13 protein-coding genes and 1 tRNA gene are annotated in these 22700 nt (G+C 63.7%); 11 read left to right on the top strand and 3 right to left on the bottom strand.

Going from position 1 to position 22700, the window contains the following annotated elements:
• Positions 1-43: 43 nt before the first annotated feature.
• Positions 44-541, bottom strand: a complete 498-nt coding sequence (locus ABIC75_RS05635) for an acyl-CoA thioesterase (protein ID WP_354012857.1) — start codon at positions 539-541, stop codon at positions 44-46.
• Positions 538-3435, bottom strand: a complete 2898-nt coding sequence (uvrA, locus tag ABIC75_RS05630) for an excinuclease ABC subunit UvrA (protein WP_354012856.1) — start codon at positions 3433-3435, stop codon at positions 538-540. Before uvrA ends, ABIC75_RS05635 begins: the two co-directional genes overlap by 4 nt.
• A gap of 210 nt (positions 3436-3645) precedes the next feature.
• On the opposite strand from uvrA, the gene ABIC75_RS05625 reads away from it, so the two are divergent.
• The 4 genes from ABIC75_RS05625 (at position 3646) to cgtA (ending at position 6317) form a co-directional block, all read left to right on the top strand.
• Entirely contained in the window at positions 3646-4380 is a 735-nt protein-coding gene (locus ABIC75_RS05625; protein ID WP_354012855.1) for a DUF2059 domain-containing protein, read from the top strand.
• Between the two features lie 95 nt (positions 4381-4475).
• Entirely contained in the window at positions 4476-4790 is a 315-nt protein-coding gene (gene rplU, locus ABIC75_RS05620) for a 50S ribosomal protein L21 (RefSeq protein ID WP_038616498.1), read from the top strand.
• A gap of 19 nt (positions 4791-4809) precedes the next feature.
• A complete protein-coding gene (gene rpmA / locus ABIC75_RS05615) occupies positions 4810-5067 on the top strand; it encodes a 50S ribosomal protein L27 (protein WP_131408737.1) in 258 nt (85 codons plus the stop codon).
• A gap of 173 nt (positions 5068-5240) precedes the next feature.
• Positions 5241-6317 carry an Obg family GTPase CgtA gene (gene cgtA, locus ABIC75_RS05610; RefSeq protein ID WP_354012854.1) on the top strand — a complete coding sequence of 359 codons (1077 nt, stop codon included), beginning with the start codon at positions 5241-5243 and terminating at the stop codon, positions 6315-6317.
• Between the two features lie 377 nt (positions 6318-6694).
• On the opposite strand, the gene rpsT is transcribed toward cgtA, so the two are convergent.
• The gene (rpsT, locus tag ABIC75_RS05605; protein WP_008213299.1) at positions 6695-6958 is read right to left on the bottom strand and encodes a 30S ribosomal protein S20; all 264 of its coding nucleotides are present in this window, start codon (positions 6956-6958) and stop codon (positions 6695-6697) included.
• Positions 6959-7246: 288 nt separating this feature from the next.
• Here rpsT and murJ point away from each other — a divergent pair, with 288 nt between their 5' ends.
• The 7 genes from murJ (at position 7247) to ABIC75_RS05570 (ending at position 22508) form a co-directional block, all read left to right on the top strand.
• Positions 7247-8839: a murein biosynthesis integral membrane protein MurJ gene (gene murJ, locus ABIC75_RS05600; RefSeq protein ID WP_354013075.1), complete on the top strand. Its 1593-nt coding sequence runs from the start codon at positions 7247-7249 to the stop codon at positions 8837-8839.
• Positions 8840-8887: 48 nt separating this feature from the next.
• Positions 8888-9841: a bifunctional riboflavin kinase/FAD synthetase gene (locus ABIC75_RS05595; protein ID WP_354013074.1), complete on the top strand. Its 954-nt coding sequence runs from the start codon at positions 8888-8890 to the stop codon at positions 9839-9841.
• A 117-nt stretch (positions 9842-9958) separates the two neighbouring features.
• Positions 9959-12823 (top strand): isoleucine--tRNA ligase, encoded by a 2865-nt coding sequence (ileS, locus tag ABIC75_RS05590; protein ID WP_354012853.1) that lies wholly within the window; start codon positions 9959-9961, stop codon positions 12821-12823.
• 66 nt (positions 12824-12889) lie between these two features.
• Positions 12890-13381 carry a signal peptidase II gene (gene lspA, locus ABIC75_RS05585; RefSeq protein WP_354012852.1) on the top strand — a complete coding sequence of 164 codons (492 nt, stop codon included), beginning with the start codon at positions 12890-12892 and terminating at the stop codon, positions 13379-13381.
• Positions 13382-13459: 78 nt separating this feature from the next.
• Positions 13460-14419, top strand: a complete 960-nt coding sequence (gene ispH / locus ABIC75_RS05580) for a 4-hydroxy-3-methylbut-2-enyl diphosphate reductase (protein ID WP_354012851.1) — start codon at positions 13460-13462, stop codon at positions 14417-14419.
• Positions 14420-14471: 52 nt separating this feature from the next.
• Positions 14472-14547, top strand: a tRNA-Thr gene (locus tag ABIC75_RS05575).
• A gap of 947 nt (positions 14548-15494) precedes the next feature.
• A complete protein-coding gene (locus ABIC75_RS05570; protein ID WP_354012850.1) occupies positions 15495-22508 on the top strand; it encodes a beta-1,3-glucanase family protein in 7014 nt (2337 codons plus the stop codon).
• Positions 22509-22700: the final 192 nt, after the last annotated feature.

Here is a 22700-nt window from a genome sequence, read left to right as displayed (position 1 = left end):
TCCGTCGAACCGAAGGATTAACCCGGAATGTGATCCAGTCCGTTCAACAGCCGTTTTCGGCCGCGTCGCGGATCGACTGCGGCAGCGCCACCGGCTTGCCGGTGGCCGGGTCCATCCACACCATCACGACCTTGCCGTCGCTGTAGAGCGCGTCGTCGTGCGCGTTGACGATGCGGTGGGCAATGGTGACCGAGCTGTTGCCCAGGCGTTCGCAGAACAGTTCAACGTTCAACTGCGCCGGCCATTCGATGGGGCGTCGATAGTTCAGTTCACTCGCGGCAAGCACGGGCATCGAGTGCTCGTTGAACCAGCCCGGCACGTGCTGCAGCCACTGCAGGCGCGCTTCTTCGAGGTAGGTGAGGTAGTTGGCGTTGTTGACGTGATTGAACGCGTCCAGATCACGCCAACGGACGCCGATCGGGGCAACGAACAACGGCGTGTTCGTTGCCTCGGGTGCCTGCGCATCAGTCACGGCCGGGGCGCTTTCCTGCGCCGCGGCCTTGGGTGTGCGCGTTTCAGGCACGGGGGGGGTGGAACTCATGCAGTCTTCTTCCGTAGTGCAGGTTTGCTCTTGCCGTTGCTCTCGGTCTTGGCCGCTTTGGCGGGCTTCATGTCGAGATGCGGGGCAAGGAAGTGTCCGGTGTGCGAACCGGGCGTGGCAGCCACCGTTTCCGGCGTGCCGGTGACGAGGATGCGACCACCGCCGGCGCCGCCTTCCGGGCCGAGATCGACCAGCCAGTCGGCGGTCTTGATCACGTCGAGATTATGCTCGATCACGACCACGGTGTTGCCCTGGTCCACCAACTGATGCAGCACGTCGAGCAACTGCTCGATATCGTGGAAGTGCAGGCCGGTGGTCGGCTCGTCGAGGATGTAGAGCGTGCGGCCCGTATCGCGCTTGGACAGTTCCTTCGACAGCTTCACGCGTTGCGCTTCGCCGCCCGAAAGCGTGGTCGCGCTCTGGCCGAGCTTGATGTAATCGAGACCCACGGCGCGCAGCGTTTCGAGTTTGCGCGCGATGGTGGGCACGTTCTCGAACAGCTTCAGCGCATCCTCCACCGTCATGTCGAGCACGTCGGCAATCGTGTGGCCCTTGTAATGGACTTCCAGGGTTTCGCGGTTGTAGCGCTTGCCGTGGCACACGTCGCAGGGCACGTAGACATCCGGCAGGAAGTGCATCTCCACCTTGATCATGCCGTCGCCTTCGCAGGCCTCGCAGCGACCACCGCGCACGTTGAAGCTGAAACGTCCCGGCGTATAGCCGCGCGCGCGTGCTTCGGGCACCTGCGCGAACAGCTCGCGCAGCGGCGTAAACAGGCCGGTATACGTCGCCGGATTCGAACGCGGCGTACGACCGATCGGCGACTGGTCGATGTCCACCACCTTGTCGAACAGTTCCAGGCCATCGACGGACTTGTACGGCGCAGGCTGCTCGCTCGAACCGTTGAGTTCGGCGGCCGCGAGACGGAACAGCGTGTCGTTCACCAGCGTCGACTTGCCCGAGCCGGAGACGCCCGTGACGCAGGTGAACAGGCCCGCGGGAATCGCCAGATCCACGTTCTTCAGGTTGTTGCCGCTGGCGCCCTTGAGGTGCAGCCACGAATCGGCATCCACCTGCTGGCGACGTTCCTCCGGCACCTTGATGCCGCGCTTGCCCGACAGGTATTGGCCGGTAACCGAACGTGGCGACGTGAGCACGTCCTTCAACGAGCCCTGCGCCACGATCTCGCCGCCGTGCACGCCAGCGCCGGGACCGATGTCCAGCACGTGATCGGCCATGCGGATGGCGTCCTCATCGTGCTCGACCACGATCACCGTGTTGCCCAGGTCGCGCAGACGCGTAAGCGTGCCGAGCAGGCGCTCGTTGTCGCGCTGGTGCAGGCCGATGGATGGCTCGTCGAGCACATACATCACGCCCACCAGGCCGGCGCCGATCTGTGATGCAAGACGAATGCGCTGCGCTTCACCGCCCGAGAGCGAATCGGCCTGGCGATCCAGCGTGAGGTAGTTCAGGCCCACGTCGTTGAGGAACGACAGGCGCTCGCGAATCTCCTTCACGATCTTCACGGCGATCTCGCCGCGCCAACCGGTGAGCGTCAGCTTTTCGAAGAAGCCGAGGGCGTCGTCGATGGAGCGCGAGGTGAGCGAGGGCAGCGCGTGATCGGCCACGAACACGTTGCGCGCCGAGCGATTGAGTCGCTGGCCACCGCATTCGGGGCAGGGTTGGTCGCTGATGTACTTAGCCAATTCCTCGCGTACCGCGGGTGACTCGGTTTCCTTGTAGCGGCGATCCATGTTCGGAAGGATGCCTTCGAAGGTGTGCTCGCGCGTCACGCGGCCGCCGCGTTCGGTGATGTACTTGAACGCAATGGTTTCCTTGCCGCTGCCATACAGGATGGCCTTCTGGACGTCCGCGGGCAGCTTACGCCACGGCGTGTCCACATCGAACTTGTAATGCGCGGCGAGCGACAGGATCAACTGGAAGTAATGCGCGTTGCGGCGATCCCACCCGCGAATGGCGCCACCGGCGAGCGACAGCTCCGGATGCGCCACGACGCGCGCGGGATCGAACACCTGCGTCACGCCCAGGCCGTCGCAGGTCGGGCACGCGCCCACCGGCGAGTTGAACGAGAACAGGCGCGGTTCCAATTCCGGCAGCGAGTAGTCGCACACCGGGCAGGAGTAACGCGAGGACATCAACTGCTCGGGTGCCTTCGCATCGTCCATGTCGACCACGAGCGCGATGCCATCACCCAGGCGCAACGCGGTCTCGAACGACTCGGCCAGGCGCTGCTTGATGTCGTCGCGCGGACGAAAACGATCGATCACCACTTCGATGGTGTGCTTCTGGCGCAGCGTGAGCGGCGGCACGGCATCGAGATCGTAGACGGTGCCATCCACGCGCGCGCGAACGAAACCCTGTGCGCGCAGCTGGTCGAACACTTGCACGTGCTCGCCCTTGCGCTCGCGGATCACCGGCGCCAGCAGCATGAAGCGCTTCTCGGGATCGAGCGCGAGCGTGGTGTCCACCATCTGGCTCACCGTCTGGGCTTCCAGCGGGATGCCATGGTCCGGGCAGCGCGGCGTACCTACGCGGGCATACAACAGGCGCAGATAATCGTAGACCTCGGTGATCGTACCCACGGTGGAGCGCGGATTGTGCGAGGTCGATTTCTGCTCGATGGAAATGGCCGGCGACAGACCTTCGATATGGTCGACGTCCGGTTTCTCCATCATGGAAAGGAATTGCCTGGCGTATGCCGACAGCGATTCGACGTAGCGGCGCTGACCTTCCGCATAGATGGTGTCGAACGCCAGCGACGACTTGCCGGAACCGGACAGGCCGGTGATGACAATCAGCTTGTCACGCGGCAGGTCGAGGTCGATGTTCTTGAGATTGTGCGTGCGCGCGCCGCGAATGCGGATCGTATCCATATCGCCCGGAGAGTCGGAGGGAAGGGGAAAACTGTACTATATCAAACTTGTCAGTACGCTTATTGCGATCTGACGCCCGCCAACAAACTCTTAAGAGAAGATTCGGCCGAGTATGGCTTAATGGAATCTTTGGCCAGTTTCTGGCCGGCATACGAACAGAGAGTGCGGATGGGCAAGTTGACGAGATGGGGTGTAGCCCTTGCGCTTGCAATGGGCACGGGCCAGGCCATGGCGGCATCGGGTCCCGCCACGGAAGATCAGGTTCGCCAGCTGATGGAAGTCGTCGGAGTCGGCAAGATGCTGCTCCAGATGAACACCCAGGCAGTGACCACGCTGCAGCAGTCCATGCCTTGCGTGCCGCCCGACTTCTGGCAGAACTATATGGACGCCAACCAGACCCAGCTGTTCATCGGCCGGCTGGTGCCCATCTATCAGAAGCATTTCACGGCAGATGAGATGCAAGGCCTGTTGAAGTTCTATCGCTCGCCGCTGGGCCAGAAGATCATCAACGAGATGCCCACCACCATGGCCGAGGCCAACCAGGCCGGCCAGCAGTGGAGCCATGAGCGCAGCGACCAGATGGTCAACGAGCTCAAGCAGATGGGCACGCTGGATGGCTCGGGCCGTTGCCCGGGCAAGGTGTCGACCACGCCGATGTCCGGCACCGCCATGGAAGGCGCTGCGGCGATCAAGGCTGCCGAAAACGGCGAACCGCAGGCGCCCAAGGCGGGCGCCAAGAATGGCGAGGCGCAGGCCACCAAGCCCGCTGCGCATGGCAAGGCACCGGCCAAGAAAACCAGCAAGCCAGCCCCGAAGAAGGCCGCGCCCGCCAAGGCCACAACCAAGCCTGCCGCCAAGGCGCCGGCCAAAACCGACGCCAAGGCCGCGCCGGCCAAGACCGACACGAAGCCGGCGGCCTCGACGGGCGGACAAGCTGGTCAGTAATTGACCAGCCCCTTCAGGGTTCGATATACTCCCGAGTTCACCGGTGCCCAATAGCCCGGTGAACCCAAGAGAATAACGACAGAAGGGATATTCCCATGAGTTACGCAGTCATCAAGACCGGCGGCAAGCAGTACCGCGTTCAGCAGGGCGACGTCCTGCGCGTGGAGCTGCTGAACGCCGAAGAAGGCGCCGCCTTCACCTTCGATCAGGTCCTCCTGGTCGGCGCCGGTGAGTCGATCACCGTCGGTGCGCCCATCGTGGCCGGTGCCACCGTCAGCGCCACCGTGCGCAAGCACGGCCGTGCCGACAAGATCCGCATCATCAAGTTCCGTCGCCGCAAGCACCACAAGAAGCAGCAGGGACATCGTCAGCATTTCACCGAAGTCGAGATCACGGGCATCAACGCCTGAGCAACTGGAGCATTGAGTCATGGCACATAAAAAAGGCGTAGGTTCCAGCCGCAACGGTCGCGATTCGAACCCGAAGTACCTCGGCGTGAAGATCTACGGTGGCCAGGCCATCGAAGCCGGCAACATCATCGTTCGCCAGCGCGGCACCAAGTTCCATGCCGGTCAGGGCGTGGGTCTGGGTCGTGACCACACCTTGTTCGCGCTGGTCGACGGCACCGTCGAGTTCAAGGTCCGCGGCGAGAACAATCGTCGTTTCGTCAGCGTCATCAAGGGTTAATTCCTTTTCGACGTTGCAGCGAAGGCCCCGCTTCGGCGGGGCTTTTGTTTTTTGGGTGAATGTTCTGCGCCAGGCGTGGAGAGTGGAGACCGGCATTGTCCGGAGTTCCTGCTCCCTCACGGGCCGGCGACGCTTTCACCCTTTACCATTGATCATCAACTATTGACTCTCCTATGAAATTCGTCGACGAAGCCATCATCAATGTCAAAGCCGGTGACGGCGGCAACGGGTGCATCAGCTTCCGTCGCGAGAAATTCATCCCCTTTGGCGGCCCTGACGGTGGCGACGGCGGCAGCGGCGGCTCGGTGTGGCTGGTGGCTGACGAAGGCCTCAACACGCTGATCGACTTCCGTCACCAGCGGTCGTTCAAGGCCGAGCGTGGCCAGAACGGCATGGGTAGCCAGATGTACGGCAAGGGCGGCGAAGACACCTATATCCGCGTGCCCGTGGGCACCGTGGTGATCAACGTCGACACCGACGAAACCATCGGCGACCTCACCCAGAACGGCCAGCGCCTGCTGGTGGCGCAGGGCGGCAAGGGTGGCCTGGGCAATATCCATTTCAAGAGCTCGGTGAACCGCGCGCCGCGCAAGTCGACGCCGGGCACGCCGGGCGACCTGCGTGAGCTGAAGCTGGAACTGAAGCTGCTGGCGGACGTGGGCCTGCTGGGCTTCCCGAACGCGGGCAAGTCCACCTTCATCCGTGCAGTGTCCGCTGCGACGCCGCGCGTGGCCGATTACCCGTTCACCACCTTGCATCCGAACCTGGGCGTGGTGAGCCTGGGCACGGACCAGAGCTTTGTGATCGCCGATATCCCTGGCCTCATCGAAGGTGCGGCGGATGGCGCGGGTTTGGGCATTCAGTTCCTGCGTCACGTATCGCGCACACGTCTGCTGCTGCACGTGGTGGACATCGCGCCGATCGACGGTTCCGATCCGGTGGAGCAGGTGCGCGCCATCGAGCATGAGCTGGAGAAGTTCGATCCGGAGCTGCTGGATCGTCCCCGCTGGCTGGTGATGAACAAGGCCGACGTGCTGCCGGAGGACGAGCGCCAGGCTGTTGCTGCGGACGTGGTGCAGCGCCTGGGGTGGAAAGAGCCCTGGTTCCTCGTGTCGGCCATTTCGCGCGAAAACACCATGCCGGTGTGTCAGCAGGTGTGGCGCTTCCTTGAGGCGGAGCATATGGCGCGCGAGGAGCGCGACGATATGTTGCCGGGGGACGTGCGGTTGCGCGGTGAGGGGGCGGAGTAAATCCGCTCATAAAAAAGGCGGCCATTGGCCGCCTTTTTTTATGGTCATTCCGGCGCAGGCTGGAATCGAGAGACTCGGTAGTCCGTTTTCGTGTGTCCAGGCTGAGAGCCTTAGGGCGACAACCGCCATGCACAGTCACTGGATTCCGGCCTTCGCCGGAATGACGAGTGGGAGAGGGGCGCCGGTTTTGCAGGCACACAAAAGCCGGCTTGCGCCGGCCTGCTCTCACAGGCACACAAAAAAGCCGGCTTGCGCCGGCCTGCTCTCACAGGCACACAAAAAAGCCGGCTTGCGCCGGCCTGCTCTCACAGGCAAACAAAAAAAGCCGGCTTGCGCCGGCTTTTTCGCCAACCCGAGATTCAGGACACGAAGCTGGCTTACGCCAGCTCGTGGATCTTCGCGTTGAGGCGGCTCTTATGACGAGCAGCCTTGTTCTTGTGGATCAGGCCGCGGGCAGCGTAGCGGTCCATGACCGGCTGGGCAGCGGCAAAGGCTTCAACGGCGGCAGCCTTGTCCTTGGCCTCGATGGCCTTGACGACCTTCTTGAGGGCGGTGCGCACCATGGAACGGGCGCTGACGTTGCGCAGGCGGCGCTGCTCGGACTGGCGCGCGCGCTTCTTCGCGGACTTGATGTTGGCCAAGGTAGAACTCCGAAATGAATTGCTGGGTTGGAAAAAGACGGCAAGTATGCGGCCAATGCGCCGCTGCGTCAACAGCTTAGCCGTTTGTCAAGGCGTTCCGCGGAGCGCCATGCCACCCACACGGTGGCCTAGGGAGAACGGACAGCCCGGATTATGCCACGTATGCGCTGTCATCTTTCCATCCGGGGCTGTCAAACTACGCGCCTTTCGCCGCCGGGGCAGAGCGGCCCGGGCAGGCAGCGCGTCCCACCAGCATAGGTACGACCTCAAGGCATGAAGTCTCCCAGCATGTTCCGCGGGCTGCTGTCCTTCAGCAGCATGACCATGATTTCGCGCGTGCTCGGGCTGGTCCGGGACATGTCGATCAACGCCACCTTTGGCGCCAACGCGGCCACGGATGCGTTCTGGGTGGCGTTTCGCATTCCCAACTTCATGCGTCGCCTGTTTGCCGAGGGCTCGTTCTCCACGGCCTTCGTGCCGGTCTTCACGGAAGTGAAGGAGACGCGCAGCCACGATGATCTCAAGCAGCTCATGTCGCGCGTGTCGGGCACGCTGGGCGGCGTGTTGCTGGTCATTACGGCGTTGGGCGTGATCTTTGCGCCGCAGGTGGCAGCGCTGTTTTCGCAGGGCGCTGCCGATACGCCGGAGAAGTTCGCGCTCACGGCGCAACTGCTGCGCCTGACGTTCCCGTTCCTGCTGTTCGTTTCGCTCACCGCGTTGTGCGGCGGCGCGCTCAACAGTTTCCACAAGTTCGCCTTGCCTGCGCTGACGCCGGTGATCCTCAACCTGTGCATGATCGGCGGTGCCTTATGGCTGTCGAAGTACGTGCATCCGCCGATCATGGCGATGGGTTGGGCGATCCTGGTGGCGGGCCTGCTGCAGCTGCTGTTCCAGTTGCCGTCGTTGCGCGGGCTGGATCTCTTGACGTTGCCGCGCTGGGGCTGGAGCCATCCGGATGTGCGCCGCATCCTTACCTTGATGGTGCCCACGCTGTTCGGCTCCTCCATCGCGCAGATCAATCTGCTGCTGGACACGGTGATTGCCGCGTATCTGATGACGGGTTCGCAGAGCTGGCTGTCGCAGGCGGATCGTTTTCTCGAGCTGCCGTTGGGCTTGTTCGGCGTGGCGCTGGGCACGGTGATCCTGCCGTCGCTGTCGCGCCATCACGTGACCACGGATCGCGACGGCTTTTCCAAGGCGCTGGACTGGGGCCTGCGCACCACGCTGCTGATCGCCGTGCCGGCGATGTTCGCGCTGATGCTGCTGGCCAAGCCGCTGGTGGCCACCTTGTTCCAGCACGGCCAGTTCACGCCGTTCGACACGCGCATGGCCACGCTGTCGATTACGGCGCTCAGTTTCGGCCTGCCGGCGTTTGCGCTGGTGAAGGTGGCGCTACCGGCGTTCTATGCGCGCCAGGACACGCGCACACCCGTGCGTGCCGGTGTGGCCTCGCTGGTGGCGAACATGGTGCTCAACGTCATCTTCGTTGCCATGCTCTACGTGTTGTGGGCCTCGCCGGAACAGCGGCAGTTGCCGTGGCTGGACGGCATTGCCGCGGTGCCGGGCCTGCACATGGCGCTGGGCATGGCGAGTGCCCTGGCGAGCTACATCAACCTGGGCCTGCTGTGGCACTGGCTGCGCAAGGCGGGCGTGTATCAGCGCCAGCCCGGCTGGACGCGCCACATGCTGCGTCTGGTGCTCGCCTGTGCGGTGATGGTGGCGGTGCTGCTGGTCGGCATGTGGGTGTGGCCCGACTGGACGAATGCGGACAAATGGACGCGCGTGTGGCGTCTGGCCGTGCTGGTCACGGCGGGCGGCGGCGCGTATGTGGTCACGCTGTTCGCAGCGGGGTTCCGTTTGCGTGAATTGCGCGGTGTCTGAGGGTCCGGTCGGGCCGAAACACGGCGCTTGAGCCGCTATACTCGCCCGATGATGAGACTTTCCAGGGATGTCGCCGGCACCAGCCTGGCGCCCGGCGGCAGCGTGGTGGCCGTCGGCGCGTTCGATGGCCTGCATCGTGGTCACCAGGCCCTGCTTGCGCAGGTGCACGAACGCGCGGCCAAGCTCGGCCTCACGCCGATCGTGGTGAGCTTCGAACCGTTGCCGCGGGCGTATTTTTCGCCCGAACCGGTGGCCCGGCTTTCCAGCGTTCGCGAAAAACTGCGTGGATTCGATGAGGCCGGCATGGAGCAGGTGCTCTTGCTGCGCTTCAATCGCGCCCTCACATCGATGAGTGCCGAGGATTTCATACGCCGCGTGCTGGTGGAGCGGTTGAACGCGCATGAGGTTTGGGTCGGCGCGGATTTCCGCTTTGGCCACAAGCGCAGTGGCGACGTGGCGATGCTGGAGCGCGTCGGGCCCGAGCTGGGTTTCACCGCCCGCACCATGCCGTCGGTGTTGCTGGATGGCGCGCGGGTATCGGCCACGCGGGTGCGCATGTTGCTGGCTGCTGGCGAGTTTTCCGGCGCCGCGCCCTTGCTGGGTCGTCCGTTCGTGATCGAAGGCAAGGTGGAGTACGGCCAGCAGCTGGGACGCCAGTTGGGTTACCCCACCGCCAACATCCATCTGCGCGACCGCAGCAGTCCGGTGCACGGCATTTTTGCCGTACGCGTGGGCTTGGGCGAAAGCGAATGCAGCTGGCCGGGCGTGGCGAGCCTCGGCGTGCGGCCCACGGTGAACGAGGTGCCGGAGCCGCTGCTGGAAGTCCATTTGTTCGACTTCGAAGGCGATCTCTACGGCCAGCGCATGGCGGTGGAGTTCGTGGCCAAGCTCCGCGACGAGCAGAAATTCGACAACCTGGACGAGTTGACCGTCCAGATGGCCAAAGACGCCCGCCAGGCCCGCGAATTGCTGGGCATGAATCCGCGTCTCAGCGAGGCGTAACCGGCCCAAATCCGGTAACGTTGGGGCTTTCGCCGTTTCGGTCGAAACGTCGGTCCCACGGGACCTGGCGCCGTGACGGTGACACCGAACAACCTACGATCAGAGCATCCCCAGGCAATGACCCAGGATTACAAGAACACCATCAACCTGCCGCAGACGGAATTCCCGATGCGCGGCGACCTTCCCAAGCGCGAGCCCAAGTGGCTGGCCGATTGGCAGCAGGTGGGCCGCTACCAGCAGATTCAGGAGCGCGCCGCTGGCCGCGACAAGGTGTTTGTGCTGCACGACGGTCCGCCGTACGCCAACGGCGCGATTCACCTGGGTCACGCGGTGAACAAGGTGCTCAAGGACGTGGTGGTGAAGTCGCGCCTGCTGGCCGGTTTCCGCGCGCCCTACGTGCCGGGCTGGGATTGCCACGGCCTGCCGATCGAAGTGGCGGTGGAAAAGAAATTCGGCCGCGTGGGCGACAAGCTCGACGCCGCTGCCTTCCGTCAGAAGTGCCGCGAATACGCGCAGCAGCAGATCGACCTGCAGCGCACCGACTTCAAGCGTCTGGGTGTGCTGGGCGATTGGGAAAACCCCTATCGCACGATGGACTTCAAGTACGAAGCCGACATGGTGCGCGCGCTGGCGAAGATCGTCGGCAACGGCCACGTCGTGCGCGGCGCCAAGCCGGTGTACTGGTGTTTCGATTGCGGTTCGGCGTTAGCCGAAGCCGAGATCGAATATGCGGACAAGGTTTCTCCTGCGGTCGATGTCGCCTATGACGCGGTCGAGCCGAAAGCACTCGCGCAGAAGTTCGGCGTGGACGCCGGCGACGCCATCGTCGCTATCCCGATCTGGACCACCACGCCGTGGACGTTGCCGGAAAGCCTGGCGGTGTCGCTGGGTGGCGAGCTCGACTACGCGTTGATCGAAGGTCCGGCGCGCGACGGCAAGCGCGTGCTCCTGGTGGTCGCCAGTGCACTGGTCGAAAAGGCCGCACATCGTTATGGCATCGAGGAGCCCAAGGTGCTCGGCCATGTCGCCGGACAGGCGCTGGAAGGCGTACTGCTCAAGCATCCGTTCTATGCACGCGAAGTGCCCGTGCTGATCGGCGACCACGTGTCCGCCGAAGACGGTACCGGTGCCGTGCACACCTCGCCCGACCACGGCGTGGAAGACTTCGTCGTCTCGCGCAAGTACGGCATCGAAACGCTGAACTACACCGAGGCACGCGGTACGTATCGCGCCGACACGCCGGCCGCACTCGATGGCACCGTGATCGCGGGCAAGCACCTGTGGAAGGCCAACGACGAAATTGTCGATCTGTTGCGCCGTCGCGGCGTGCTGCTGGCGTTCGCCAAGATCGAGCACAGCTACCCGCATTGCTGGCGCCACAAGACGCCGGTGATCTTCCGCACCACGCCGCAGTGGTTCATCAGCATGGAGAAGGAAGGCCTGCGCACAACCGCTCTCGATGCGATCAAGCAGGTGCGCTGGGTGCCGGGCTGGGGCGAAGAACGCATCGCCGGCATGGTCGGCGATCGTCCCGACTGGTGCATCTCGCGTCAGCGCACCTGGGGCGTGCCCATTGCGTTGTTCATCAACAAGAGCACGCAGGAACCGCATCCGGATTCCGTCGCGCTGCTGGAACAAGTTGCCAAGCGCATCGAGCAGGGCGGCATCGACGCGTGGTACGCGCTCGACGCAGCCGAGCTGCTCGGCGACCAGGCGAAGGACTATGAAAAAGTCCTCGACGTGCTCGATGTGTGGTTCGATTCCGGCGCCAGCCACTTCACCGTGGTGGGCCAGCGTCCCGAACTGCAGCAAGGCAACGCATCGAGCTACAAGGTGATGTACCTGGAAGGCTCGGATCAGCATCGCGGCTGGTTCCAGTCGTCCTTGCTCACCTCGTCGGCCATGTTCGCCAAGGCGCCGTACAACGACGTGCTCACCCACGGTTTCACCGTGGATGCGCAGGGCCGCAAGATGTCCAAGTCGCTGGGCAACGGCATCGAGCCGCAGGACATCATGAAGAACCTCGGCGCGGACATCCTGCGCCTGTGGATCTGCTCGACCGACTATCGCAACGAGATGTCCTTGTCGGACGAAATCCTGAAGCGCGTGTCCGATACGTATCGCCGCATCCGCAACACGGCGCGCTTCCTGCTCGGCAACCTCGACGGTTTCGATCCCGCCAAGCACCTGGTGCCGGTGGAAGAAAGCACGCTGCTCGACCAGTGGGTGGTGCAGCAGGCGTACGACGTGCAGCAGGCGGTAACGGCGGCGTACGACCGCTACGACTTCCCGGAAATCGTGCAGCGCGTGCAGAACTTCTGCACCAACGAGCTGGGCGCGTTGTACCTCGACATCACCAAGGATCGCCTCTACACGATGCCGACCGAAAGCCACGGTCGCCGCAGCGCGCAGAGCGCGATGTATCGCATCGCCGAAGCGCTGGTGCGCTGGCTGGCGCCGGTGCTCACCTTCACGGCCGAGGAAATCTGGCAGCACATGCCGGGCAAGCGCAGCGAAAGCGTGCTGTTCGAAACCTGGTACAACGGCCTCGCTGCCACGCAGGGTTCGCCGGAGCAGCGTCGTTACTGGTCCGATTTGTTGGCGATCCGCGACACCGCGTCGCGCGTGCTCGAAGGCATGCGCAAGGCGGAGCAGATTGGCGCATCGCTGGAAGCGAAGGTGGCGATCCATGCCGATGCCGCCGTCGTAGCGCGCTATCAGCAGGCGGCCTCCGAGCTGCGCTTCTTCTTCATCAGTTCCGATGTGCGCCTGGATCTGGCCGGTGGCCAGCCTGCCGACGCGGTGCTGACCGAGCTGGAAGGCGCGGACGTGTGGGTGTCGGCGACGGTGAGCGATGCGGCCAAGTGCGTGCGCTGCTGGCAGCGTCGCGATGATGTCGGCACGCATGCGGCGCATCCGGAACTGTGCGATCGCTGCATCAGCAATGTGGAAGGGCCGGGCGAGAATCGCCGCTGGTTCTAAAAGCGGAACGACACTTCTTCCTCTCCCGAAAGGGAGAGGAAGTACCTGCGCAAGATTTGACTACCGATGAAACCCAAACCCAACGCCCTTTCCTGGCTGCTGCTCTCCCTCGTTGTCATCGTGCTCGACCAGTTGAGCAAATGGTGGGCGCTCGCCGCCTTGCAGCCGGCGGGCACACCGTACCCGGTGATTCCCGGCTTGCTCAACTGGACGCTGGCGTTCAACACGGGCGCGGCCTTCAGCTTCCTCGCTTCCAGCGACGGATGGCAGCGCTGGTTCTTCGTGCTGCTGGCGGTGGTGATCAGCGGCGTGCTGGTGGTGTGGCTGTCGCGTACGCCACGTGGTGACTGGAAAACGGCGATGCCGCTGGGGCTGATCGTTGGCGGCGCCCTGGGCAATCTGATCGACCGCCTGCATGCCTCGCAGGTCACCGACTTCATCCACGTGTACTTCCGCCAGTGGAACTACCCGGTGTTCAATCTCGCCGACTGTGGGATCACGGTGGGTGCGGTGATGTTGGTTGTTTTTGGCCTGTTCCAGGGCAAGGCCAAGGCCTGAATCGCGCCCTCACGTGCGGTCACACCAGCCGTGCGATAATGCTTGCCTGTCAGTCGAACCGAAAGGTCCGGAGTTTCCGTGGACATTCTGCTCGCCAATCCCCGTGGCTTCTGCGCCGGTGTGGATCGCGCCATTGCCATCGTCGAGCGCGCGCTCGAATCGTATGGCGCCCCGATCTACGTGCGTCATGAAGTGGTGCACAACCGCTACGTGGTCGACAAGCTGCGCGCCGACGGTGCGGTGTTCGTCGAAGAACTGCACGAAGTGCCGGACGGCGCCACGGTGATCTTCAGCGCCCACGGTGTATCCAAGGCCGTGCGCCAGGAAGCCGACCAGCGCGGCCTGAAGGTGTTCGACGCCACCTGTCCGCTGGTCACCAAGGTGCACATGGAAGTCGCGCGCCTGGGCCGCCTGGGCCGCAGCGTCGTGCTGATCGGCCACGCCGGCCACCCGGAAGTGGAAGGCACCATGGGCCAGTGGAACCCCGCCAACACAGGCGAAATCCTGCTGGTGGAATCGGTGGAATGCGTGGCCACGCTGGAACCGAAGTTTCCGCACGAGCTCTCGTATGTCACGCAGACCACGCTGTCGGTGGACGACACCAAGGCGATCATCGACGCGCTGCGCGCGAAATTCACCGACATCGAAGGCCCGCGCAAGGACGACATCTGCTACGCCACGCAGAACCGCCAGGATGCCGTGCGCCGTCTGGCCGCAGCGGTCGATCTGATGCTGGTGGTGGGCTCGGTCAACAGCTCCAATTCCAATCGCCTGCGTGAGCTGGCGGAGAAGGAAGGCGTGCGCTCCTTCCTCATCGATGGCGCCGAGCACATCGAGCGTAGCTGGCTCGACGGTGTCACCCGCATTGGCCTCACCGCGGGCGCGTCGGCACCGGAAAAGCTCGTGCGCGACGTCATTGCGCGCCTGCAATCGTGGGGCGCTGGCGCCGTACGCGAACTCGATGGCGAGCCGGAGACGATCACCTTCGCATTGCCCAAGGAACTGCGCCTGGTCGGCGGCGTTTCGGCGAGCCTTTGATCGCCGACATCTTGCGCGGCCCGGCTCCGCTCCGTAGAATTCACGGTTCCTCGCCGGAATAGCTCAGTTGGTAGAGCGGCGCATTCGTAATGCGTAGGTCGTAGGTTCGATTCCTATTTCCGGCACCAAATTCAAGTACTTAGCGAAAGACCTGATGTCAGAAATCAGGTCTTTTTCTTTGTGTCTGCCCCGCCAGAGGCCGTGTGCACGGCTTGTGCGCCGCCCACTCTGTCCCCTTGAGCATCCCTGACGCTGGCAGCGCTGGCAGCGCTGGCAGCTGACTACGAGTGCCGGCCCTGACTATGGGAAGTTCCCACTCCTGGCCGGGCGTGTGGGCATCGAAGTCCGTTAAAGGCCGCGTTTCGTCGTTTTCGTTCCCGCGTTGCGAGCAGGCATTCCGTGCAGGCGGGAGTCTCCGCCTGCGGAGCGTTGAAGACATAACCGTGCGACGCGTGGACCACGCTCGCTACGAACGCAATGCCATTGCGTAATGCGCTATGTCGGCACCAGGCAGGCACCGGCATATCCATGCGGGTTGCTGCTGAACCCATCATCGACGTTTCCTTGATCACGCCTTGCGTGTTCGCCGATGAGCTGCCGTGGATCACAAAGTGGCTCGCCTCGTCTGGAATTTCACGGTGGCTGGGTGCCGTGGCGTGAAGCGAATGCTCGCGCATCGGATCCGCATGCCTGACACGCGAGTGTCACATAGCGAGTCGGGAAATTGACTTACGTTGATACACATCACGTTTGCAACGACGTCTAAATTTCCAAAAATCCGAAGACTTCATTCGTCTCGCGAGCGCTCGCAATTTGGACGGCCAAATGTGTAGCGCGTCGCATTTAAATCCTGCGCTTCGTGAGAACGTCCGCGACCGTCGAATCATGCGCGAACGGCTGGCTTGGTATGACCCGTCGGTCGCAAGGTTGCTGTAGGTGTCGTCCGTCTCATGTGTGGACGTCATGCAGAGGCGAAGTGCCCGGTGATGGCTTGACGACGTGTCGCGCCAAGGCTGTCACCCAAGGGTGGCGGCGGCATTCGGGCCAGCCCGTTTGATCAATACAGGGGATAGAAATGCAACTGGGGTCTGTCGTAGTCGGGAAGTGGCTGCGCAACAGGGCGTGGACCGTCTTCGGTACGTTTTCGCTGGCTGCCATCAGCGTGGCCAGCACCGTCATTCCTTCGATGGTTCCGTTGGACACATCGCAACTGAGTGGCAGCACCAGCCTGATGCCCAAGGTGTTGATGGCGAATGCGTCCTCCAGTTCGCCGGTGACGCTGGCGCCGTCGCAGCGCCTGGAGATCAATCTGGGTGCGCAACCTTGGAGCTACCTGTCCGAGGACAACGAAACCGATCCGGTCGACAAGAACGCGGCCGCGGCGCAGGTGAATTTCAATGACTCGGCGTGGCAGCAAGTGGGCCTGCCGTACTCGAGCACGCAGTTCAACACCTTCATCAACGAGAAGTCCGGCGGTGGTGATGGCGAGCTGGGTGGAAACATCGCCTGGTACCGCACGCGCCTGACGCATTCGGCCGATTACGTCGGCAAGAAGATCATGGTGGAGTTTGAAGGCGCCCACATGGGCGCGCAGGTGTACGTGAACGGGCAGTTCGTTCCCGGTACCAGCCAGGTGCCTGCCGATGCCAACGCCACGCACGTCAACGGCTTCCTGCCCTTCATCGTGGACCTGACGCCGTACCTGCATTTCGACGGCAACGACGTGCTGGCGGTGAAGGTGGCGCGCGGCGACAACTTCTTCGAAGACCCCTCGTTCTCCGGCGCGTTCCGCTTCGGGCAGTCCGATACCGGCATTTTCCGCCCGGTGCGCCTGCACGTGACGGACAAGGTCTACATTCCCGAAAACGTGTATTCCGGCCAGAAGAGCTGGGGCACGTACGTCGCCACCGAATCGGCCACCGACGCCAGCGCGACAGTGCGCGTGCAGACCAACGTCGCCAATGAGCACGATACGCCGGTGACAGTCACGCTGACCACGCAGGTGGTCGACGCCGATGGCAATGTGGTCGCCGCAACGCAGGATGAAAAGACGTTGCCTGCGCATTCGGTGCCGGGCGCGGATCCCGCGCCGGTGTTCGACCAGACGCTGACGGTGACCAACCCGCACCTGTGGTATCCGAACAACAGCGTGTGGGGCAAGCCTTATATGTACAAGGTGTTCCACACGGTCAGCGTCGATGGACAGGTGATCGATGCCAAGGCAAGTCCGCTCGGCATTCGCGTTATCACGTGGGACAAGGACTTCCCGTACATCAACGGCCACAAGCATTACCTGTGGGGCGCCGCTGGACGCTATGACTATCCCGCGCTCGGTTCCTCCGTGCCCGAAGAGCAGCAGTGGCGCGACCTCGCGCAGCTGGCGGCGGCCGGCGGCAACCTGTGGCGTCCGGGACATTCGTCGGCAAGCCCGGAATTCGTGGCGGCTGCGGATGCATACGGCGTTTTCATCGTGCAGCCTTCGGGCGATGGCGAGAACGGCTTCGCCACACCGTGCAGTTCCCAGGCCACGAATTTCCAGCAATGCCAGGACAAGGAAACGCTGAAGAAGGAACTGCATCGCGACATGATCATTCGCGATCGCAGCCATCCCTCGATTCTTGGTTGGGAAGCCAACAACGGCACGATGTACGAGTCCTATGCGGCCTCGCTGAAGCAGATCGAACTGCAGTGGGATTCGATCAGCAGCCGTCCACAGACCGACCGCACGCCTGACGTCAACAACGGTGACGTGATCTCGTGCGACGGCGCGGGCTGCGAAATCTACGCGCACACGCATGACATCGCGGGCAAGCCGATGTACGGCGCGGAATACTGGGCCAACTGGGGCACGCAGCGCACCGCATACGATGCGGAGCTGGCGTTCGCGCTGCAGTATCTCGATCCCTGGACGCGCGGCCGCAAGGCGAACACGTTCGGCATGACGCAGTGGTACTTCGCGGACAGCCCGGGCGAGATCTTCCAGTTTGCCGAAGGCACCGACGCGCAACTGGTGCGTTCGATGGGTCAGTCCATGGTGGACATGAACCGCTTCCCGCGCATGCTCTATTACATCTACCAGGCCAATTGGGTGCCGTACGGCATCAAGCCGGTGGTGAAGCTGGCGCATCACTGGAACCGCTCGGGCAATGTGCGCGTCAATGCGTTCAGTAACTGCCCGGCCGTGCGACTGATGATCAACGGCCAGCTCGCCGGCCCGGACCAGGTGCCCAACAGCTGGGACACCGATTCCTCCGGCGATGCAGGCCTGGTGGAAAAGGGTGTGCAGCAAGGCGACGACATCGTGGCCGATCCCGCCAACATCCAGGCGGGGCAGATGACGACCAAGCTGCCGGGTCAGGTGCATTGGGACGTGACGTGGCAGGCCGGTACGGTGACGGCGCAGTGCCTGAGCCCCACCGGCGAGGTGGCCACGCAGGACAGCATCACCACGGCAGGCCCCGCCGACCACATCGTGCTGGAGAAGGTGGCCGAACTGGTACGCCCGGATCAGACCTCATTCCAGCTGACGGCGAATGGTTCGGATGCGGCCTTCATCGTGGCCAAGGTGGTGGACGCGAACGGCAATGTCGTGCCGGTGGGCGCGGACGTCAACGTCACGTTTGCGGTCAGCGGTCCCGTGGATTATCACGGCGGCTCGCAGCAGTTGGTGACGCCGGGGCAGGGCCTGCACTATCACGCGCCGGGCGATCACGAGCTGCAGTTCGAAGGCGGCATGACCAAGATCGCGCTGCGCACGCAGTTCACCACGGGCCCTGTGACGGTAACCGCGACATCGCCGGGCCTGGGTGCGGGACAGGTGAGCTTCAACGTGGATGCCGTGGCCAACCCGGTGACGCCGCTGGGGCCGCCGTCGATCATCGCGCAGCCGGTGGCGCAGAACGTCACTGCGGGCCAGTCGGCGCGCTTCACCGTCACCGCGTCCGGCGCCGCGCCGCTCGCGTTCCAGTGGTACAAGAATGGACTGCGCGTGGGTGGCAACAGCGCGGTGCTCGATACGGGTGCGACTTCGCAGGATGACGACGGCGCGGTGTATGCCGTGGACGTCAGCAATGCATCGGGCGACCAGATGTCCGCCCAGGCCGTGTTGCATGTGTTCGCACCGGTGCCGGTGTCGATCCAGCAGGCACCGCAGGCGCAGAACGTGGACGAAGGGCAGAGTGCGCACTTCTCCGTGACGGCCAGCGGTTCGCCCACCGTGACCTACCAGTGGTTGAAGAACAACCAGGCCATCCAGGGCGCCACGGGCAGCACGTACGACACGCCGGTGCTCAACGTCAACGACAACGGCGAAGCCTATGCGGTGCAGGTCACCAACCCGGTGACCAGCGTCACCACCACACCGGTGCTGCTGACGGTGAGCGCGGCGCGCGCGCCGACCATCGTGCAGGATCCCAACAGCATCGTGGTCAATCCCGGCCAGCCGGGCGGCTTCACGGTAGTGGCCGGTGGTTCGGCGCCGTTCCACTATCGGTGGACCAAGGACGGCACGGTCGTGGGAGACGATTCGCCCGCATTGGCCATCAACGCCGTGCAGTCCAGCGATGTGGGCACCTATCAGGTGACGGTGACCAACATCGTCGGCCAGGCCACCAGCAAGGGCGCGACGCTCAAGCTGGCACCGCCGGGCGCCAACCTCGCGCTCAACAAGCACACGTTCGATTCCAGCGAGGAAAATCCCAACGGTACGCAGGGCGCCAACGCCGTGGATGGCGACACCACGACGCGCTGGGGTTCAAAGTTCACCGATGACGAATGGCTCGATGTCGACATCGGTTCGGTGCGCACGTTCAACCGCGCCGTGCTGCGCTGGGAGAACGCCTACGCAACCGCATACAAGCTGCAGTATTCCAACGACCGCCAGACCTGGACCGACGCCTACGGCGAAAGCACCGGCACCGGCGGCACGGAAGACGTGAGCTTCCCCAGCATCAAGGGGCGCTACGTGCGTATGCAGGGCGTCAAGCGTGCCACCAACTACGGCTACTCGATGTTCGAGTTCGAGGTGTACAACAGCGCCAACTGCGGTACGGCGGGTACGTCCACCGAGCGTTATACGGTGAACGATCCGGACACCGTCACCGACAACCTCAGTAAGCTGGTCTGGACGCGCGTGCCGCACGCATTGACCGACCAGGGTGCGCAGCTCACCCAGGCCAAGGCCATGCAGTACTGCCAGGGCATCACCGCGCGCCTGCCGTCCGCGGCGGAAGCGAAGGCGGTGAGCGGTGCCAGTGCGCCGACCTGCGCCTTCCCGGTGCCGTGGAATACGTGGTCTGCCGACAGTGACCCGAGCGATCCGAGCTTTGGCATCGTGGTGTCGTCCGCGGGCGATGTTTCCCGCCAGGTGGCCAACAACTATCCCGGCCAGGCGATGTGCGTGGCTGGTGCTCAGGTGTTCCCGCCGGCCATCACCACGCAGCCCGTGCCGCAGACGGCGGGCGTGGGCCGCAGCGCGCACTTCACCGTGACCGCGACCGGCGTGGCACCGCTGAGTTACGAGTGGTTCCGCAATGGCAAGTCGGTGTACGTCACCAGCGATGCGTTCTACGACACGCCGGCCGCAGCCACCACCAACAACGGCGACAGCTACATCGTGCAGGTCACCAGCGCCGAAGGGCTCATGGTGGCAAGCAACGCGGCCGTGCTCACCGTGGACGACTCCACCAGTGGCAATCCTCCGCAGGGTGGTGATGGCAACAATGGCGGCGGCACCGACGGTGGCACCGGCGGCAACGGTGGCGACAACACCGACAACTCGCCGGGCGATGGCAAGGGCGGCGTGGACATCGCGCTGCACCAGCCCTCGTTCGAAAGCGGCAGCGAGAACGACGGTTATCTCTCGTCCTCGCAGGCGGTGGATGGCGACCTCACGACGCGCTGGTCGTCGCAGTTCAGCGATCCGGGCTGGATCTATGTGGACCTCGGGTCGGCACGCACGTTTGACCACATGGTGCTGCGCTGGGAGCGGGCGTATTCCACCTCGTACCAGTTGCAGATTTCCAACGACGCGCAGAACTGGACGACGTTCTACTCGGAAACGGCAGGCGCGGGCGGCACCGAGCGCATCTCCTTCACCGCGCAGACGGCTCGCTACGTGCGGCTCTACAGCACGGCGCGTTCGTCCGGCTATGGCATCTCGCTGTACGAGTTCGAGGTGTACCCCGTCGCTGGCGGCCCGACCATCAGCGCGCAGCCCGCGTCGCAGAGCGTGACCGTGGGGCAGGCGGCGCAGTTCGCCGTCACCGTCAATGCCAGTGGTCCGGTGACCTATCAGTGGCGCCGCAACGGAACGCCGATGACCGGCGCGACCCAGGCGACGTACAGCTTCGTCGCGGCACAGATCGATAGCGGGACATCGTTCGATGTCGTGGTGACTGACAGCAACGGCAACAGCACCACCAGCCAGGCGGCATTGCTCACCGTGACGGCGGCGACGTCGGGCAACAACGGCAGCAGTGGAAACAACGGCTCGACCGGTGGCGGAACCGTCGGCGGCGGTAACAACGGAAGCGCGGGTACGGTGAATCTCGCACTCGGCAAGCTGGTGAAAGTGTCGGGCACGGAAAACGCCGTGGCTTTCGGCGGCGCCAATGTCAACGACGGCAACGCCAACACGCGTTGGTCCTCGGCCTTCATGGATCCACAATGGGTGGAGATCGACCTGGGTGCGACATACCCGGTCAACCGCGTCGTGCTGAACTGGGAGAACGCGTACGGCAAGACGTATCAGATCCAGGTCTCCACGGATGAGCAGAACTGGAGCACGGTGTTCACCCAGCCGAATGGCAGCGGCGGCATCGAGAACGATACGTTCAATGCCACGCCGGCCCGCTATGTGCGCATGTATGGCACGCAGCGGAATACGCAGTACGGCTACTCGCTTTGGGAAATGGAAGTCTATGCGTCCGGCGCGCCGCAGTCGGGCAGTGGCACGCCCGATTACACGGTGACTCCGGGCTTCGTCGGCACGGTGTTCAAGAACAACACGCACGGCGCGTATACCGACGATCAGGTCTACGTGGAAGTGATCGCCCAGGATCCCGCCACCCACGTGTTCTCGTGGGTGAACCCGGACGGCACATTCACGCACCTGTCGGCGGCGGACAACGATGCGAGCGGGCATCTGACCAAGAACGGCCAGAACTACCCGAACCATGCGTTCACGCTGGCCCAGGCCAAGCAGATGGAGCTGCCGAAGATGGATTCGGGTCGCATCTTCGTCTCGCTGGGCGAGCCGCTGTACATCAAGGTGGTGCCGGACGCGAATGGCAACGTGGGCTTTGCCGGCCCCAATCCGCTCAACGGTACCGACCCGAACATCGGCGTGCGTTACGACTGGTATGAGTTCACGTACAACGACTCCGGCCTGTGGATCAACACCACGCAGGTGGACGACTTCGGGCTGCCGCTGCTGCTGGACGTGTGGGGCGACAGCAAGAACTTCCACCAGCAGACCGGCCTGACCGAGGCGCATGACGCGCTCATGTCCGAGTACACGAACGAAGTGCCGCCGGAATTCCAGGTGCCCCAACAGGGACAGCTGCGCATCATGGCGCCGGGCAAGTCGACGTTCGACGTGGGGCAGGCCAACCAGTACTACTTCGACAACTACGTGAACCAGATCTGGGCGCAGTACACCAGCACGCCGTTGAACGTCACCGTTGGCGGGCGCAACTTCGTCGGACAGGTGATCAACGGCAACCTGCAGTTCACTGAGTTCGATAATGCTGGCAACGTCGTGTCGGGCGGGCCGTACGTGGTGCACAAGCCAACCACGCAGGACATCCTGGAAGGCAAGGGCACGCTAGCCACGGGCAACGCGACGGAGCTGGCGCTGGAAGCGCAGATCTGCGCGGCGTTCAACCGCCACGTGATGCAGGACAGCACGCTGTGGGCTTCCTCGTCCTCGTACTACGGGGCTTCGCCGGCCAACTACTACGCGAAGTTCTGGCATACGCACGGCGTCGGTGGCCTCGCCTACGGCTTTGCGTACGACGACGTGTCCAGCGAAAGCTCGACCATCCACACCGATAAACCGGAGTACATGGAACTCGGCATCGGCTGGTAAAACGGTGAGTTGAAAGGCCGGCCCTGAATAAGGGCCGGCCTTTTTTTATGCCGGCGAGACTGGCTGGTTGGGCGCACCTGCTGGGCGAGACAACGTGATGGCGATGTTTGGTGCCGCCGACGCGGCGCCCGGCTTGTTCCACGGCCCGGAAAGGCGTGTCGCTGCGATCAGCAATAAATTACGAAACTAGGC

The sequence above is a fragment of the Dyella japonica genome, from assembly GCF_040545895.1.
Taxonomy (GTDB): Bacteria; Pseudomonadota; Gammaproteobacteria; order Xanthomonadales; family Rhodanobacteraceae; genus Dyella; species Dyella japonica_D.
Note: the sequence above shows the minus strand (reverse complement) of the source record. Positions and strands in the feature narration are given on the sequence as shown.